The sequence below is a fragment of the Paenibacillus sp. OK076 genome, assembly GCF_900110055.1.
GTDB lineage: Bacteria > Bacillota > Bacilli > Paenibacillales > Paenibacillaceae > Paenibacillus.
Map to the genome: position 1 here is coordinate 1,279,988 of NZ_FOCH01000001.1, position 16,559 is coordinate 1,296,546.

At 46.1% G+C, this 16,559-nt stretch carries 17 protein-coding genes; 3 read left to right on the forward strand and 14 right to left on the reverse strand.

What is annotated here, in order from left to right:
• Positions 1–56: 56 nt before the first annotated feature.
• The 4 genes from BMY78_RS05915 to BMY78_RS05930 form a co-directional block, all read right to left on the reverse strand.
• Entirely contained in the window at positions 57–446 is a 390-nt protein-coding gene (locus BMY78_RS05915; RefSeq protein ID WP_090895579.1) for a LapA family protein, read from the reverse strand.
• 131 nt (positions 447–577) lie between these two features.
• Positions 578–2,368, reverse strand: a complete 1,791-nt coding sequence (gene pepF, locus BMY78_RS05920) for an oligoendopeptidase F (protein WP_090895581.1) — start codon at positions 2,366–2,368, stop codon at positions 578–580.
• Between the two features lie 200 nt (positions 2,369–2,568).
• The gene (locus BMY78_RS05925) at positions 2,569–2,754 is read right to left on the reverse strand and encodes a hypothetical protein (protein ID WP_090895583.1); all 186 of its coding nucleotides are present in this window, start codon (positions 2,752–2,754) and stop codon (positions 2,569–2,571) included.
• 3 nt (positions 2,755–2,757) lie between these two features.
• A complete protein-coding gene (locus BMY78_RS05930; protein ID WP_024629225.1) occupies positions 2,758–2,991 on the reverse strand; it encodes a hypothetical protein in 234 nt (77 codons plus the stop codon).
• A 163-nt stretch (positions 2,992–3,154) separates the two neighbouring features.
• On the opposite strand from BMY78_RS05930, the gene BMY78_RS05935 reads away from it, so the two are divergent.
• Positions 3,155–3,352 (forward strand): cold shock domain-containing protein, encoded by a 198-nt coding sequence (locus tag BMY78_RS05935; RefSeq protein WP_017689394.1) that lies wholly within the window; start codon positions 3,155–3,157, stop codon positions 3,350–3,352.
• Positions 3,353–3,497: 145 nt separating this feature from the next.
• On the opposite strand, the gene BMY78_RS05940 is transcribed toward BMY78_RS05935, so the two are convergent.
• The 6 genes from BMY78_RS05940 to BMY78_RS05965 all read right to left on the reverse strand — a co-directional run bounded on the left by BMY78_RS05940 (position 3,498) and on the right by BMY78_RS05965 (position 9,901).
• Complete coding sequence (locus BMY78_RS05940) at positions 3,498–4,667, reverse strand: MFS transporter (RefSeq protein ID WP_090895585.1); 1,170 nt, start codon at positions 4,665–4,667, stop codon at positions 3,498–3,500.
• Positions 4,668–4,704: 37 nt separating this feature from the next.
• Positions 4,705–6,045 (reverse strand): polysaccharide biosynthesis protein, encoded by a 1,341-nt coding sequence (locus tag BMY78_RS05945; RefSeq protein ID WP_090895587.1) that lies wholly within the window; start codon positions 6,043–6,045, stop codon positions 4,705–4,707.
• A 200-nt stretch (positions 6,046–6,245) separates the two neighbouring features.
• Positions 6,246–7,730 (reverse strand): oligosaccharide flippase family protein, encoded by a 1,485-nt coding sequence (locus tag BMY78_RS05950; RefSeq protein ID WP_177185666.1) that lies wholly within the window; start codon positions 7,728–7,730, stop codon positions 6,246–6,248.
• An 81-nt stretch (positions 7,731–7,811) separates the two neighbouring features.
• Positions 7,812–8,747: an amidase domain-containing protein gene (locus tag BMY78_RS05955; protein WP_256221964.1), complete on the reverse strand. Its 936-nt coding sequence runs from the start codon at positions 8,745–8,747 to the stop codon at positions 7,812–7,814.
• A 180-nt stretch (positions 8,748–8,927) separates the two neighbouring features.
• Positions 8,928–9,542, reverse strand: coding sequence for a class F sortase (locus BMY78_RS05960; protein WP_090895589.1), 615 nt, complete (start codon positions 9,540–9,542; stop codon positions 8,928–8,930).
• A gap of 80 nt (positions 9,543–9,622) precedes the next feature.
• Positions 9,623–9,901, reverse strand: a complete 279-nt coding sequence (locus tag BMY78_RS05965) for a hypothetical protein (protein ID WP_090895592.1) — start codon at positions 9,899–9,901, stop codon at positions 9,623–9,625.
• A gap of 302 nt (positions 9,902–10,203) precedes the next feature.
• Here BMY78_RS05965 and BMY78_RS05970 point away from each other — a divergent pair, with 302 nt between their 5' ends.
• The gene (locus BMY78_RS05970) at positions 10,204–11,283 is read left to right on the forward strand and encodes a tetraprenyl-beta-curcumene synthase family protein (protein WP_175480778.1); all 1,080 of its coding nucleotides are present in this window, start codon (positions 10,204–10,206) and stop codon (positions 11,281–11,283) included.
• A 54-nt stretch (positions 11,284–11,337) separates the two neighbouring features.
• On the forward strand, positions 11,338–12,309 hold the full coding sequence (gene pfkA, locus BMY78_RS05975) for a 6-phosphofructokinase (protein ID WP_076292040.1): 972 nt from the start codon (positions 11,338–11,340) through the stop codon (positions 12,307–12,309).
• Positions 12,310–12,392: 83 nt separating this feature from the next.
• Here the strand turns inward: pfkA and BMY78_RS05980 are convergent, their stop codons facing one another.
• The 4 genes from BMY78_RS05980 to BMY78_RS05995 form a co-directional block, all read right to left on the reverse strand.
• On the reverse strand, positions 12,393–13,754 hold the full coding sequence (locus tag BMY78_RS05980) for an MATE family efflux transporter (protein WP_090902093.1): 1,362 nt from the start codon (positions 13,752–13,754) through the stop codon (positions 12,393–12,395).
• Between the two features lie 208 nt (positions 13,755–13,962).
• Positions 13,963–15,144 (reverse strand): putative glycoside hydrolase, encoded by a 1,182-nt coding sequence (locus tag BMY78_RS05985; protein ID WP_090895595.1) that lies wholly within the window; start codon positions 15,142–15,144, stop codon positions 13,963–13,965.
• 161 nt (positions 15,145–15,305) lie between these two features.
• Positions 15,306–15,494: a hypothetical protein gene (locus tag BMY78_RS05990; protein ID WP_029880762.1), complete on the reverse strand. Its 189-nt coding sequence runs from the start codon at positions 15,492–15,494 to the stop codon at positions 15,306–15,308.
• A 175-nt stretch (positions 15,495–15,669) separates the two neighbouring features.
• Positions 15,670–16,482, reverse strand: a complete 813-nt coding sequence (locus tag BMY78_RS05995) for a YitT family protein (RefSeq protein WP_371129149.1) — start codon at positions 16,480–16,482, stop codon at positions 15,670–15,672.
• Positions 16,483–16,559: the final 77 nt, after the last annotated feature.

Consider the following 16,559-nt stretch of genomic DNA (forward strand, 5'->3'; position numbering starts at 1 on the left):
TGTCTGGCAGAATGTACAATCCCATTCTTGATAGCCAGCAGGCTGCCTCTGATGTGTTACAGCGTACCCGAAGGATTTCCTTTTCGTTGACTCTGAATGGCATCGGACTCTACAGAAGCGTTGTCCGAATCGATCGTTCCGAGTGTATCCATGGATTTAAACGAATCCAGAGAAGAGGATGAGCTGCTTGCTGCGGAGCTTTCCAATTCGGATACACGCAGCTTCAATTGCTTGTTCTCTCGTTGCAGTCGATATTGGCGGAAGATGCCATAAGACCCTACAATGATTCCACCGATTAGGGTGCAGCCAAGAATGAGCAGAATCAGCGGGATTTGAACCGTGTTAAATAGCAGGTTGACTTGTACGGAATCCACATTAATGACCGCAAAAATTCCGGTAAGTAATGCAAAAACGAGACCTGCGATGAGTGCCCATTGCATTTTCATGGTGGTGCCTCCTTGTTGAATTTCAGGACTATGTAAGCAATTACCCTAATTCATGCATCCTGCATCTTGGTTGATTATAAAATCCCTTGCCCGAACAGGCAAGGGACAGGTCACATGGACGAGAAGCAACCTTATTTCGTTAGTTGTTCCATTTGCTCAATCAGTTCCTTGAACACACTCATCGCTTCGCGAATCGGCTCTGGCGTTGACATATCCACTCCTGCTTTTTTCAGGATGTTGATGGAATAGTCGCTGCCACCGCTCTTGAGGAATCCAAGGTAACGGTCCACAGCAGGTTGACCTTCTTCCAGAATTTGTTTGGAGAAACTGGTCGCTGCTGAGAAGCCGGTCGCATATTTGTACACGTAGAAGCTGTTATAGAAGTGGGGAATACGCGCCCATTCCATTTCAATATCTTTGTCCACAACCATACTGTTTCCGTGGTATTTGACATTAAGGTCATAATAAATTTCCGAAAGCAGCTGAGGTGTGAGAGCTTCACCCTGTTCAGCACGCTCGTGAATCATTTTTTCGAATTCTGCAAACATAGTTTGACGGAATACGGTGGTACGGAACTGATCCGCATAATACGTCAGTAAGTACAGCTTTTCCTTCGGATCTGTTGATTTATGGAGCAGATAATCCATCAGCAAGGCTTCATTCGTTGTAGATGCAACTTCAGCCAGGAAAATGGTGTACTGTGCATCACGATACGGAAGTGAAGTGTCCGAATAGTGGGAATGCAGTGCATGACCCATTTCATGTGCCAGTGTAAACATGCTATTCAGGTTATCTTTGTGATTCAACAAGACGTAAGGGTGGGTGCCGTAGGCTCCCCAGCTGTATGCGCCTGAACGTTTATTCTCATTTTCGTATACATCAATCCAGCGATCATCGTAGCCAGCCTGCAATGCGTCTGCATAATCTTTACCAAGGGGCTTCAGTCCATCTTTAACCGTTTGTTTTGCTTCTTCGTAGGTAATGTCCATTTTGTATTCATCCACCAGTGGGGCGAAAAGATCATACATATGCAACTTATCTACGCCAAGCAATTTTTTGCGCAGGTCCATGTAACGGTGTAACAGCGGAAGGCTCTCATGAATTGTATCTACAAGATTGGTATAGACATCCTTCGGAATGTTGTCGCCGTAAAGGGACATTTCCATGACGGAAGGATATTTACGTACATCGGCATAAAACATGTTTTTGGTTACGTTGGCATTCAAAGCTGCAGCAATGGTGTTCTTTTGCTTGGCATAGGTTTCATACACCGCTTTGAAGGCGCGTTCGCGAACTTCCCGATTCGGATTTTCCAAGAACTGAATATAGCTGCCGTGCGTCAGTTCCACTTCGTTTCCATGTTCATCCTTGATTTTTGGGAATTTGAGATCGGCGTTGTTCAACATGCTAAAGATGGTCTGTGGTGCCTGGGACAGGTTGCCCACCTGTGCGAGCAATGCTTCCTCGGCTTGGCTCAGTACATGAGCCTTCTCACGTTTCATCTCTTCCAGTGTGAACTTATAGGCAGAGAGCTTCTCGTTGGAGATGAGGGCATCCAGCTTATCATCCGGAAGGGACAAGATTTCGGGTGTGACGTAAGATAATGCTTCACCAACCTGCACGCTTAACTTTTGTGCTTTTTGGGACAGGTTTTGATATGTAGGGTTAGCTGTGTCTTCATCTTGATGCATCCGTGCATACACAAAGAGACGTTCGGTTTTGAGACTGATCTCATCTTCGAGTTCAAAACAGCTTTTGAGTGTCTCAGGTTTGTTCAGTTTGCCCTGGAATTCGGAGGCTTTCTTGGTCAAAGACGATACTTCTTCATATTCCTGATCCCAAGCTTTCTGATCAGCAAATAGATCTTCCAGTTTCCATGTTTGTTCAGTAGGTACCTCGGAACGTTTCAATAGTTGACTCATGGGAATCCTCCTTTGATGAAGTGATGAATATATAGACGAAGCTGCCTTCGTCCCACTCGCTTGTGCGGAGAGAGACGAAGGAATCAGACTAAGTACCATTAAAATGAACAGTGATTTGCGGTATTTCAACGGCCTTCCTCCTCACTATACGAATAATCCCGTATAGTATGACCTGAGGGGCATTGAAATATTTGAAAAAACTAGGCTCCCAGATTGACCAAAAAGTAAACGATCAGGAAAAATGCGAAACAAATCAGCAGGGTGGCTATCAGTGCCATGCCCCGTCTTAGACGATCCGGGATGGAATTGCGTCCCAGAATCAGCACGATTCCTAGGGAAAAAGCAAGAATAATAAAGATGACGACATTGCTTGAGTCAAGCTGCATAGGCTAGACCCCTTTGAAGGCAGCCATCAGTTGACGCCATTCGTCCTCGCGGTTCTCGAAATCTTCTTTTGGGAAGCGGCGTTCAGCCCAGTGCATCAACGCAGGACGGCTGAGGAAGGTATGGCATTCTTCGCCCCATTCTTCCGAGATTTCACGAAGCACCAGATATTTGCCTTGAACTTCTACGGTCATCATATTCCACTTGTCTGTTTTGTATATTTCATGTTTTTTTATCATAGGTAGTCTCCAAACTAACGGTTTTGGTAAAATGATACCGTACCCTTGGATTCAAAGCAAATTTTTTCGACTTTTATGGAAAAGATAAATTGCAATGTAGAAGGTCATACAGTATAATAAGGGTATTCGCCATAGATGGCGATATTTTTAGGAGGTTGTTCATTTGAAAGGTACAGTTAAATGGTTTAACGCAGAAAAAGGCTATGGCTTTATTTCAGTTGAAGGCGGCGAGGACGTATTCGTACATTTCTCCGCAATCCAAGGCGACGGCTTTAAAACATTGGAAGAAGGTCAAGCGGTAGAATTCGAAATCACTGATGGAAACCGTGGTCCTCAAGCAGCTAACGTAAACAAATTGTAAGAATATTTCCGGTCATACGGATTTCTTATAAATGATTGGCTTCTAGCTGAATATAAGAACCCAAGCACAGTCCCCCATGGGAGGCTGTGCTTTTTTTGATATATTTGATAAGTGGAGTTCCATATGGGAAATCCTTTTTGGACGCTTATGCGCGGCTCGTCATGCTTGACCAAAGCTTCATGCAAAATCCTACAAGTGCGGCCAGGGAGAATGCCATTGCAGTGAGATAAAAGGTGCTTCTGTTGGTATGCTCGAGCAGCAATCCTCCCAGTGTTCCGCTGAGCAGACCGGAAGCGCTGGACCACACAATGGTGAACAGGGCCATACCAGTGGCGCGATAGCCATCCGGAACAAGGCGGGTGATATAACGGACCGCAGTCACGTAGAAGATGCCAAAGGTTACGCTGTGCATCGTCTGAATGGCAACGACCGCTGCGGGTGTATCCGAGATGGACATCAGAAATAAGCGAATCGTATACATCAGCGCAGCGAGCGTGAGCAAAGGAAGTTCTTTGTAGCGATTGCCATATCTGCTTAACAGCAGAAACACCGGAATCTCACTGACCGAAGAGATCAACAGGGACCAGCCGATCAGCCCTTCACTGGCACCTAGATCTTTCAGCGTAATCGTAAGAAAAGCTTCATTCATCCGGTGACCCAGAGCGAGCAGGAAAACGCAGCCGAAAAAGGTGAGAACATCCCTTCGTTTCAAGATGGACCACAGTCCCGAAAGATCCATTTTAGTGCTGCTGCCCGAAGGCTGATCTTTTAATCGAAAACCGATCAGGAGTGTAGTCGCGGCCAGCGCGATACATACCCACATCGTCCATCCCGGTCCGAAAGATCCGAGAAAATATCCGATACTTAACGCAAAGAACGCATATCCGATCGAGCCAAATACACGAATAGAAGTGAAATTTCGTCCATACTTGCTCGCGGTTGTAATCGCCATCGTATCCGAAAGTGGATAAACCGGGTAGTAGAAAAAGTAAAACAGGGTGACCAGTACAAACACCTGACCAAAGGTTGTGGCATTGGCAAGCATGACACCGGTGATCAGTTGCCCGGCAAGCAGGATGATCATCACTTTGCGTACCGTTTTGTAGCGGTCACTCGCCATACTCCAGAACATGTTGGAGAATACAGAGACGAGAGGACCGATTCCGTACAGATAACCGATTTCGGCCCGACTGAACCCCAGATGACTGAAATAAAGCTGGAAATACGATACCACCAGAACGGTGGAACCGAAGATGGTGAACATGAGTGCCCGCAGCCAGTTTTGATCTGGCCGGGCGGTATGACTTGATTTCATGATGAAAGGCTCCATTCTTAATTACAGTTCAAATTTATTATCCCTTGAGGGAAGTTGATTTCCCGGATGAGGGTACAGACATGGTAGGTTCCTTCTGTGTACGCCGGATGACAAGCCAGACAATGACAAGCTCGGCAAGCAGGCCAAGGGATTGAGCTACTGCGCCGATCATGCCGTTCCACGCAGGGAATATGCTGACCAGTATGAGCAGGACGATCACCGTACATATGGCATTGGCTGTCTGGGAGCGAAACATCGTTTTGGTCTGTCCGCGCAGCAGAATCAAACCATTGCTGAAGTCGAGAAAAGGTGAAATCAGCGGAAACAGTACAAACGCACGCAGCGTCCACAAACTTTGCTGCAGCAGATTACCCTGAACGCTCATGACATTTTCCAATACCCACGGTCCAAGCGGGGTGTAGGCAATCGATACAGTCATGGCAAAAGGAACAAATCCGGTGACCAGTGCGAACTTCTTCACCAGTTTGGCATCAACAAGATAGAAATTCAGTACGATTTGGTGGATGTATGTAAAGAAGCTTAGCATCAGCTGCATCAGGCTGCTCGCAACGGCAAAGGAAGAGATGGCCAGAGCAATCCCGGTCGTTTTGCCAAGTACGATATTAATGACGGGTCCGATAAAGAGGGCCACGAAACTGGATAATAACAGCGGCTTGTAAAAGCGAAAGACGTCTGCCTTGTTTTCAACAGGATGATCTTCCAGCTTGGCTGGCATCTTGCGCTTGATGCTGTTGCCTTCGAGAAAACTGACCAAAGCCTCAATCATCATACCCGCGGCAAAAATGATAGCGCCTACACGTCCGCTGTCAATGCTGTCTGTATATATGAAATACAAGGAAAGGCCATACATGCCGGCAAGGCGGAATAACATGCCGATCGTCAGCCATTTCGTACGGTTATTCGTAATAATGATGCCCTGATAGATATTGCGGATGACCGAAAAGATGCTGACATACATAAGAATCTCGTAGACGTCAATTACTTTGGATAACAGATCCGGGCTTACGCCAAACAGATATTTGAATACACCTGTACCAATGGGAGAATATACGATGAGAAATCCGATCAGAAGCACACAAGCGAGAAATATTTTGGTCACAAACGTGAGGGCCTGAAAGGAAAGGCGGTCCCGAACCAGCGCTGAACAGGTTTGACGCAGCAGGGTTGAAGGGCGCTCGGTGAGGGTCAGCAGGCTACCGGCGATGGCGTAGCTGGCAATGACCGTCTCGGGATGAGCGGAACGTGCGAGTGTGCTGTTAATGATTACGTGCGAAATGGTAACGAGAGAGGCGGATATACCCAGCGGCACAAAAAATGCAAATAACCGTCTCCACGAAAGTGGTTCACTTGACGTCATGTCAACGACTCCTTTGATGGATGAAATAAATGGATGAAATAAAGTGAGTACCACATAATGCTTACATAAAACAGATGCCCGCCAGCAATTGAATGCCAGCGGGTCAAAAAGGTTCCGATACTTTTGAAAGATTAAAGACATTATATTCTTGTAGGGAGTTGATGTAAATAGATGGCATTGTGATAATCGACAATTAAATGTCAACTTCTCAAGCGATAATGGATCATCAGATAAATGCCATTCAAGAAGAAAAACAGCAAAATGTTTGGAAGAATGGCATAGCTTCCCCAGTTCACGGTCAGGCTGCTCCACTCGCTCACCCAAATCACAAATGCCGAGATCGCCCCGACCATCAGGACATGAACAGTCAGATTGCCGATGCGAATCTCTTTAAGCAAGCTTCTCAATCCAATCAGATTTCCAGACATGATGATGAATTCCATCAGCACTACACCCGCCACTGCACCTTTAAGATGAAATCCATCAAGAGGGATCAGGAAGTAATGGCAGAGGGTAGCCGCAGTAATGCCGATTGCCGTTCCGATCAAACTGATTTTTTTGTTATCCTGTGACCACAATATACTGGTGGATACCTCACGCAGGCCGACAAGCAGCGGTATGATGCTTAACCAGCGAATCAGCTCTGCGGTTGCTGCAGAATTGAAAAAGAGCTGTGCCAGGTCGCGGTTGAAAATCCATAAAAAGGAGCTGGAGGCGATTCCCAAAATCCACACCATCTCCATGGTTTTCCTGCTTTTCTTTGCAAAATAATCATAAGCCTGTTCCTGCCAGGAGAGAACAAGCTTCATGGTCAGAGTATGTGATATGGCCGCAGTTACAATGGTTGGCATATAAACAACTAGCATGGCCATACCCATAAGCAGGCCGTACATTGCAGTCGCTTGTGTGGAGGTGTAACCTGCCGTTTGCAGTCTTGACGGGATAATGACCGCATCCAGCATATCGGAAAATGGAATCAGCAGCCGTGTGAGGGAAATAACCAGGGAGCTTTTGATAAACCAAAAGCCGTCAGCCCTCCCTGTGGGGACACAAGTATGTATTTCATTCTGTTGCCCGGCATGACGCAAAAAAAGAAGCAGGATCACAAAAGCTGCAATTCCGCCCATCGCCGTTCCAATCAAACTTCTTCCGACCGCCGCCATTACACCTTGAGGCAGCCACAGCCAGGTAATGCCTAACATCAGCCCGACACGAACCGCTTGTTCCATTATCTCTGAGATAGCAATTGCACCATAATGTTCAAGACCTTGCAAATAGCCTCGCAGCAGGCTTAACAGAGGCACGACGAATATGGCCAGGGACAGAGAGCGTATAAATGGCTCCAGAACAGGGTTGCCCAGCCACTTGGAAATGGTTGAAGAGTAGGCGAGTGTAAATAAACAGATCGTTCCGCCAATGAGCATCAGCAAGGTAGATAAGCGCTTGAACCAGACCCAGCCAAGCGCTGGTCTCCTAGCTGTATACATGGCAAGGGAGGTAGGGAGCCCTCCCGTAATTAACATAAGCATAAAACCGAAATAGGAATAGGCGATCTGAAATAAACCTATACCTTCAGGGCCCGCCATACGGGTAAGTATGACACGTCCAGTCAGACCCATCGCTTTGACCAGAGAGACAGCACCGATGCGGATACCCGTCTGCTTGAGACCGGGAGGGATATTCATCCATTTCACTCCATCCAACACAAACATCTTGTCCATCATTTATATGAACCAAGGGTGTCAAGTATGTGTGTTGTGGCGTAATCAGTCCTGAATATGGATAAGAATATACGACGTTTTGTTGTCCCATCCCAGATCAAACGGAGCCTGAAAGCGGTCAGCTGTGTGAGAATTGACAAGGGGGTAGCCGCGTTGATCGAATCCGGTCACGATGGAAAAGTGATCCACATCATTATGCATGACATGGGCGATCAGATCGCCAGCCTCCAATTTGCCTATCGCCCCATAAGGGTGAGCGGCCGTTTTTTCGACCAGTTTCGAGAACGAGTCCGTGGCGATTCTTTTGCCATACCCGGAATATATCAGGAAATTTTTGAATGCGTCCGTCTGTACCCACGTTTTGGTGCCGCCCTTGGGGAAATGATATCTCCACGGACCGCTCATGGGCAATCCGCCGCCTTCCTCCCGGTCGCCAAGCGCCTGGGAAGCAAAATTGGTACAGTCGCCCCCGAGATTATTGTAATTTTTGTATTTGGCATTATACCTGACCTTGTCATTGGTTCTCCAAGCGATTCCGGCATATTTGTTTGCATAAGCTACCGCTTGCTTTCTTTTGTACTTCTTGCCATCCTTCAGCACCGGTCGATCGGGCGGCGGAGAGGGAATTCCTTCGGCAATCAGACGAGGATTCTCTTCCAGCGGGTCCAGGTACCATTCCTTCGAGACGATCCATTGATCATGGACTTTTTTCAGCGTGACAGCATGCCATGTTCCGAGCCCGAACGAATGACTGGCTGACATTTGATCATTATAGGCGTATGTGATCTGCTGCGAATGACCCAAAGAAACGGTGGCTGTCTGATCCTTGATATGGATTTTGGAGATATGGATTTTCGACTTACAGTCGGTAATCTTCATGTTTCGATATTTGGCCCATGTATGAAGATACGTTTTGCGTTTGACTTCCAATGTGTAAGCCTGACGGCTCAAAGGAGATTTCATATCATAATACTGTTCCATGTGATGATTGCGTTCTGCTAAGTAATTTGATCTTTCTGAAAAAAGGTCTTCCAGATTTTTCTTGACCTCGTATTCTGTTATGGAAGATGCTTCTGCTGGGCTCACTTGATGTATAGTTACAAACAAACTGCATATCAGGAGCATAGTTATCCACTTATACATGACTTCTCCTCTTGAAAGTTATTCAACCAATCGGGTATACACGATCAGGCGTTTTTCGTGTTCCTTTTTTTTGCGATCGTATTTTCCTGTGCATGTGATCAGATTCAGCTGCTTTTCAGGGGTATCACCGAATATTTTATCTAAAGGTGCTTCCTGCGTGTAATAGGATTGAACCGCCAGAACCTCATATTTGAGATATTGGTTATTCTGGTCAAACAGCAAAACAAAAGAACCCGGTTTCAGATGCTTGAGAGGGTAAAATATGGCTGGACCTGTATAGTTGTCTACATGACCGGCAACAATTGCATTTCCGTTTTCTCCAGGCAAAACTCCATCTACATATAAACCGGCCACCTCACTGGACTTGGGTACTTGCAATTGTCCATCTGCTGACAGATGAATAGGAATGATTGAAGTACTCAAATGAACCGATGGAATACACAAACGAACCGGCTTCTTCATGACTATGGATTGCGGAATCCTTGTCTGTATCTCGGGATCAGCACTAGTCTGATCTTTAGGAGCGGATGTTTGGAAAGCGGTCTGTTCCTTCATGCTATTTGCTGGAGATAAGATAAGGCATGCAATGATTAAAAAAATTACAATTGCGGCGAATGAAGTGTTGTTTTTCATACGTTTCTCATCCTTAATGATAAATTGAAGAATAAGAGAAAAGAAAAATCGTTTTCTTTTCTCTTCTCTTATTCCTTTTTTTACTCGCTTACGCCGCCATATCCTGTTTTAGGAAGGGCTTTTGGTGTAACGCTTTTTGCATGGATTTTATGCTCTTTGTTGACGGATTTCTGATGAAGCTTGTGTTCCTTGCCTTTATGCGATTTCGTGTGCATTTTGTGCTCTGCTTTATGCTCTGCTTTGTGCATGGATTTCTCCATTTTGTGCATCGGTTCAGTTGCAGCGGATGCGGATGCAGAAGCACCGGATACAGCCAGCATTAGGCAAGCAGACAGAGAAACAATGGTTGCTTTATTCATACTTGAATTCCTCCTAGTGGGTAATTTGCATTGCATAATTTAATATCCCCAGGTCTTACATGATTATCGATTGTATTTTTTTACAGTGCTTATCGAAGTCATGGAGGTTTATTGTTGATTTGGTAAAATAGAATGACGTGTGGTGTGAATGGAAGGGGTATTTTGCAACAAGTCGTTCGTAGGTGTGATTTTTTGCCGTGATTATGCGGGAGATCATTTGTACAATTAAGGGGATCATATTATAATAGGATTGGTTAAAAATCGCTCTAATACGTATTCAACCAAGTGGAGGCACATTTATTTTGAGCCAATCAAATCGAAATCGTCATCAATATCCGCGTGGACCGTTGGCATTGATGAGAGGGGTGTACAAATACACCATTCCGGAAACGCGGAAGGAATTGGATGGATGGCGTGCCCAAGCTGAGAAAATTCCGAATGAGGAATTGCGCAATCAGGCACTGGCCAGTCTCAGGGACAAGCAGTTCCACTGTGAAGGCGGGACCGTTTATGCTTTACCTGATTTGCCGAACAGGCACATTCTGATTCCACTGATCGTTTCATATCAGACTATTAGTGATTATTTGGACAATCTTTGTGATCGCAGTACATCGATGGACCCGAATGACTTTCGGCTTCTCCATCAATCTATGCTTGATGCGGTAGATCCCGAAGCAACCCCTGTCAATTATTATGCGCTCCGCGAGGAGCAGGATGATGGTGGATACCTAAGGAATCTGGTGACCTCATGTCAGGAGCTGACCCGTCAGCTGCCAGGATATGCATCCGCCAAGCCCCAAATTCAGGATCTGGCAGGCCTATACACGGACCTGCAGGTATATAAGCACATCAAGCCGGAACTGAGAGAAACAGCATTGCTGGAATGGTGGTCGGAACATCGCCACCGTACACCTCAGTTCCGTTGGAACGAATTTGCCGCCGCTACCGGCTCTACGCTGGGCGTATTCATGCTGTTTCTGGCTGCGAGTGATGATCAGCTGACAGAAGAGCAGGCGGCTTCGATCCACACTGCCTATTTTCCTCATGTATGCGCACTGCACATTATGCTTGATTATTTAATCGATCAGGATGAAGATCGTATCGGAGGAGATCTCAACTTCTGCAATTATTATGAGAATGTGGAGACAATGCTGGACCGAATTGCTTTTATTGTGGAGATGGCCCGCAGTGATGTGCAGAAAATTCCGGGGAGTGCGTTTCACCGGATGATTATCGAAGGACTGCTTGCCATTTACCTGTCTGATCCCAAAGTCAGCGAACAACAGGAAGTTCGCGTCGTTTCCAAGCGTTTGATGAAGAATAGTCCGATGACAAGAGTATTTTTCTTTATCTTTAGCCGCTGGATTCGTAAGCATATGTAAGTCAGGCGTATTGTGGTGGGAGCCTGAAGTGAAACTAGAGGAGGAAGAAACATCATGACAGCAGTAAAGAAAATCGCAGTTTTAACGAGCGGTGGTGATTCACAAGGGATGAACGCGGCTGTTCGTGCGGTTGTTCGCAGCGGACTGTTTCACGGTCTCGAAGTGTACGGGGTTCAACGTGGATACCAAGGTCTTTTGAATAACGATATTTTCCCAATGGACTTGCGGAGTGTAGGGGATATCATCCAGCGTGGGGGAACGGTTCTTCAATCGGCACGCTGCAAGGAATTCTATACCGCTGAAGGTCAGCAGAAAGGTGCAGACATTCTGCGTGCACGCGGCATTGACGGCCTGGTTGTTATTGGTGGGGACGGTTCTTACAACGGCGCCAACAAACTGAGCAAGCTGGGTATCAACACGATGGGTCTTCCGGGAACGATTGATAATGACGTTTCTTTCACCGATTACACGATCGGATTCGATACAGCAGTAAGCGTAGTAGTAGATGCAGTTAACAAATTGCGCGATACCATGTCTTCACACGAACGTTCTTCCATCGTTGAAGTTATGGGTCGTCACTGTGGCGATATCGCTTTACATGCAGGACTCGCATCAGGTGCAGAAACGATTCTTGTACCGGAAGTTCCGTTTGACATGGACGAAGTGGCAGATCGCATGAAAGCCAACTTTGCACATGGTAAACGTCACAGTATCATCATCGTAGCTGAAGGCGTGGGCAAAGGTGAGGATGTAGCAAAAGAACTGATGGAACGCTGCCCAACGTATGAGCCACGTGTAACTGTCTTGGGTCACATTCAGCGTGGAGGTACGCCAACTCCGTTTGACCGTAACCTTGCCAGTCGTCTGGGAGATTTCGCAGTTCGCAGTCTGATTGCAGGGGAGACCGACAAGGGTTGCGGTATTATCAAGGGTGAATTGACCCTGACGGATATTGATAAAGTTGTTAATACCAAAAAAGATTTCGATATGGAAACTTACCAGCTTGCACAGCGTTTGTCCCAATAATCCAGTTTCTGTATCACCAAAAGTTCAAATCAAAAGAGCACAGTCCCGTTTTGCCGCGGGCTGTGCTCTTTTTTATAGGTCCACTATTTATTTTCGACCATACGAATCGAGGCTTGCTTCTGCACAAGGAACAATCTCCATAGAAGCGCCGTTGCCCCAACGGCAAGGCCTGCAATCAGTCCAACCCAGTATCCAAAGGCACCGAGTGAAGTATACGTAGCCGTGATGTAGCCGACAGGTAGACCGATAATCCAATACGCCACAAACGTTATGATCAATGCAGGATTCACGTCTTTGTAGCCCCGAAGTGCTCCCTGCGTTGGGGTGGCAATGGCATCAGAGATTTGAAAAAAGATGGCGTAAATCAGGAAATGCTTTGTCAAAGCAATAACCTCGCGATCATTCGAGTACACGCCTGCAATTTGTTCCCCGAATACCAGTAATACCACAGCTGTTAACAGAGAGAGCCCAATGGCGCCTCCGATACCCAGGAGGCTGTATTGCTTTGCGTCTCTCACACGCCCTGCGCCCGCCTCATAGCCTACTAGAATCGTAAGGGCCATACATATACTCACAGGCAGCATATACAGCGTAGAAGCGAAATTCAGGGCCGCCTGGTGGGCAGCAATCGTAATCGTGTCGAACCGGCTCATTAATAATGTGACTGCTGCAAAGATAGAGGTTTCAAAAAAAGTAGCGAAACCGATGGGGACGCCGATCTTGAGCAGCTCTTTCCATTTGGTCAATGAAACGTTGGGCAAATTTCGAAAGATCCCGTATTGGGCAAAGGGCTCAATACGGTGTACGAAAAAAAGGCTGAGGAGAAAAATGAGCCAGTATGTACTTGCCGTAGCCACACCTGCTCCGACACCTCCCAGTTGGGGGAAGCCCCAGCGTCCAAAGATAAGTAAATAGTTCAGGAAGATGTTTACAGGCAGCGAGACTAGCGTAATCATCATGGTGATCCGTGTCTGGCCCAGTGCATCCATAAAACTTCGCAGCACAGTGTAACCGAAAAGGGGGATGATCCCAAAAGCCAAAGCACACAGGAAATAGAAAGCGACTTGGGCAACCCGCGGCTCCAAGGGCATTCCGTTTAGAATCGGACTGAGCAGCAATGTGCCTGCTGCCAGAACGACGATTCCGACCGCCACACCGAGATATAATGCTTGAATGACGCTATGACCAATCTTGTCATTACGCTTCGAACCGAGCAGATGGGAGACGACAGGTGTAATGCCAATCAGAATACCACTTAGTCCTGTCTGCACCGGCAACCACAGACTTGTGCCGATGGCGACACCCGCGAGATCAGCAGGGGAGAACTTGCCTGACATATTAGTATCGAAAAACGACATGGCAGAGAGGGCGATTTGTGTGGTGAAGATGGGTAGAAATATAATCAGGAATTGCTTTACTTTTTGAGAAAAGCTGGTGGTGATCATGTTCACTGGCAGTGCCTCACTATTCTTAAGAGTTATCACTAAACTTTCATGTTCGGACAGCTATTTATTGTAGTGGATTTTACTCATTTTGAATAGGGAGGGAAACATAGTTGTTCGGAAGGTATGGGTGAGAACATAGTAAAAAAACCTCGCTCCAGATGAGATGGAACGAGGTTGTTGGAATAGAGTGAATAAGAGTAAAAGTCCATTATTTATAGTTTACGTCTGGTGTATAACGATTGGAGGCATTCCATAGCAGGTACTCATCCACATCCATGTCTTTCATTGCTCGGATCTGGTCCTCTACCTGTTTTTTGCCGTATTTGATGTAATGTCCACTGCCTAGCCAGCTTGCGGTAAAGTCCTGAATCCATGGGCGAATAACGGGTTTAAGCTCCTTGGTTGGATCAAGTTTCTTATGTGTATCTTTCATGGAGCCTTTGATGGTCGTATAAGGATCTTTGTCAGGGTCCTTCACACCGTACCAGCCGGTGGAGTAATGACTCGGGTAAACCATCGGCGAGATGACATCCACATTTTCAGATATTTTCACAAAATCCTGTCCAATACCCTCGGCTGCGGGTACCGAAGCCGCGTAACCGAATATATCAACCGAGACTCGAACGCCCAACGGTGCAAGTTCCTTGCGTGCATACTGCACGAATTCGGCTACAATGTCGACCCGGGACTTGTCGGACTTGGTGTATATCAGTGCGTCTGCACGCGTTTCAAAACCTTCCGGAAAACGAACATAGTCGAACTGGATTTCCTTAAATCCTAATTTGGCAGCTTCCTTGGCAATTTCTATATTGTAATCCCATACTTCCTTGCTGTAGGGATTGACGAAGCTGTCGCCTTTGCCATTGGCCCATACGGAACCGTCCTTATTCCGGAAAGAGAGCTCCGGATTTTTCTTGGCGAGAATTGTATCCTTGAATACGACAACTCGTGCGATCGGGTAAACATCATGTTTTTGCAAACGATTCATCAAAGCATCCATATCTCTTATAAAAGGCTGGGATTTGCCCATTTCCTGTAACGTCTTGTTCTCCGTAGGGTAGGTTATGTATCCGAGATCGTCCTTGATATCAATGACCATAGAATTGAGCTCGGTGTTATCCATTAGATCAAGTAATGATGTCATACGTGAACCACCAGCGCTGTAAGCCGTCACGTAGATACCTTTGACAACGGGTGCATCGGGTTGTGGGTCGATTTTGGCAGGTGGGTTATCCGCATCAATAACGACCTGGTCTTTTTGAGATTGAATGATGGCTGTGTTGAAACTGCTTGTTAATGATTGAAAGGGTTGATTCCCTTGCTCGGCTGTACCTGGTGTACCACTGAAGGTTCCCAACGCCATAGCCAGTAAAGCCCAAAACATGTTCATTCATTTCCACTCCCCTATGTGCATTCCATGTTTGAATTATACAATAAAGCCTCTGGGCTTTTAACCATAATATTCAAGTGATGAAACACATGGGAAAAATGAAAACCGCCTCCTGTTGAGGGTAACCCCCACAAGAAGCGGCGTGATCAATCTAAAAAAAATTATTGAATGTAAATCTCATTTTGATGCTCACAAATACTGTACTGAATGATTTCCATTGCGTCTCCCTGTTCCAGGATGCCCAGCCCATCCCGGAGAACAATCAGTGAGTCGAGCTCATTCGGTTTTAAGAAAGGGAGCATTTCCGGGCACCATCTGTTGACGATTTCAAACAGTTTTACCGTTTCCATATCCACAATAATCACCCTTTCCTACTCGAATTCCAAAATGGTAAGTCATTCGGCGCGAATCGGAAAAGCACATGGTTCTGTGAAATTGAAGGGCACATCCTGCTATACAACATATTTAGGAGCCGTACACCGTTATTATACCACAATGTTTTGAATTGTTAACCGTACATCTGTCTCAACTTCGGCGGAAAGAGCCCATAACTCCAACGGTTTCCACAATATTAACAAATGCCTTCGGATCAGTTTCCTTGATAATTCGTTTGATTTCAACGAGTTCGTAGCGAGTAGTCACTGTCATTAACATGTCCTTTTCGATATCTGTATATGCTCCCTGAGTCTTAATTTTGGTGACCCCACGAGGGCGAATAAGCAATTTTTTCAACATCGCTTCGGTTTCATTGGTAATAATGTACAAGGTGACTTTGACATGGCTGATATGAATCAGATCCAGTACTTTGCCTGTGATATAGATCGATACCATGGAGGCAAGCGCGATGTTCCAGTCATCATTTAGATAACCTGCGAGCATAATAATGGCTCCGTTCATGCCAGCCATTACCGTACCAATCGGGAAATCACGATTACGGGTGAAAATGGAACCAACGATGTCCAGCCCGCCTGTGGATCCGCCTACTCGAAAGGAAAATCCGGTGCCCAATCCCACTAATACGCCGCCAAATACACAGCTCAGAAGAGGATCTGTTGCCACAACAAAAACAGGCAGAAGCCCGATGAACCATGAAGTGGCCGCTACCGAAACAATACTTAATGTAATGAAACGTCGTCCAAGAATAAACCAACCTGCAATGAGCAGAGGAATGTTAAGAACAAAATACATTATACTAAGATTCAAATTTGTAAAATAACCAAGAAGCATGGAAATACCGGATACCCCGCCACTAAGAAGCTGATGGGGAACCAAAAACCAGTTGAAGCCGCAGGCAATAGCTGCAGCACCCAATACGATCACTAAAAAGTGCCAAATCATTTTGGGCAATTTAATCACCTCATTTATATTTAAAACCAGATTGCTGGTAATCTTGAATTGTTTTGTGATATAATGAT

Coding starts and splice junctions, on each gene's coding strand:
- BMY78_RS05915 (WP_090895579.1), bottom strand. CDS start 446: ATGAAAATGCAATGGGCACTCATCGCAGGTCTCGTTTTTGCATTACTT.
- BMY78_RS05990 (WP_029880762.1), bottom strand. CDS start 15,494: ATGGAAACGGTAAAACTGTTTGAAATCGTCAACAGATGGTGCCCGGAA.
- BMY78_RS05985 (WP_090895595.1), bottom strand. CDS start 15,144: ATGAACATGTTTTGGGCTTTACTGGCTATGGCGTTGGGAACCTTCAGT.
- BMY78_RS05945 (WP_090895587.1), bottom strand. CDS start 6,045: ATGACGTCAAGTGAACCACTTTCGTGGAGACGGTTATTTGCATTTTTT.
- pfkA (WP_076292040.1), top strand. CDS start 11,338: ATGACAGCAGTAAAGAAAATCGCAGTTTTAACGAGCGGTGGTGATTCA.
- BMY78_RS05995 (WP_371129149.1), bottom strand. CDS start 16,482: ATGATTTGGCACTTTTTAGTGATCGTATTGGGTGCTGCAGCTATTGCC.
- BMY78_RS05940 (WP_090895585.1), bottom strand. CDS start 4,667: ATGAAATCAAGTCATACCGCCCGGCCAGATCAAAACTGGCTGCGGGCA.
- BMY78_RS05980 (WP_090902093.1), bottom strand. CDS start 13,754: ATGATCACCACCAGCTTTTCTCAAAAAGTAAAGCAATTCCTGATTATA.
- BMY78_RS05955 (WP_256221964.1), bottom strand. CDS start 8,747: ATGGAACAGTATTATGATATGAAATCTCCTTTGAGCCGTCAGGCTTAC.
- BMY78_RS05960 (WP_090895589.1), bottom strand. CDS start 9,542: ATGAAAAACAACACTTCATTCGCCGCAATTGTAATTTTTTTAATCATT.
- pepF (WP_090895581.1), bottom strand. CDS start 2,368: ATGAGTCAACTATTGAAACGTTCCGAGGTACCTACTGAACAAACATGG.
- BMY78_RS05950 (WP_177185666.1), bottom strand. CDS start 7,730: ATGAATATCCCTCCCGGTCTCAAGCAGACGGGTATCCGCATCGGTGCT.
- BMY78_RS05930 (WP_024629225.1), bottom strand. CDS start 2,991: ATGATAAAAAAACATGAAATATACAAAACAGACAAGTGGAATATGATG.
- BMY78_RS05925 (WP_090895583.1), bottom strand. CDS start 2,754: ATGCAGCTTGACTCAAGCAATGTCGTCATCTTTATTATTCTTGCTTTT.
- BMY78_RS05965 (WP_090895592.1), bottom strand. CDS start 9,901: ATGAATAAAGCAACCATTGTTTCTCTGTCTGCTTGCCTAATGCTGGCT.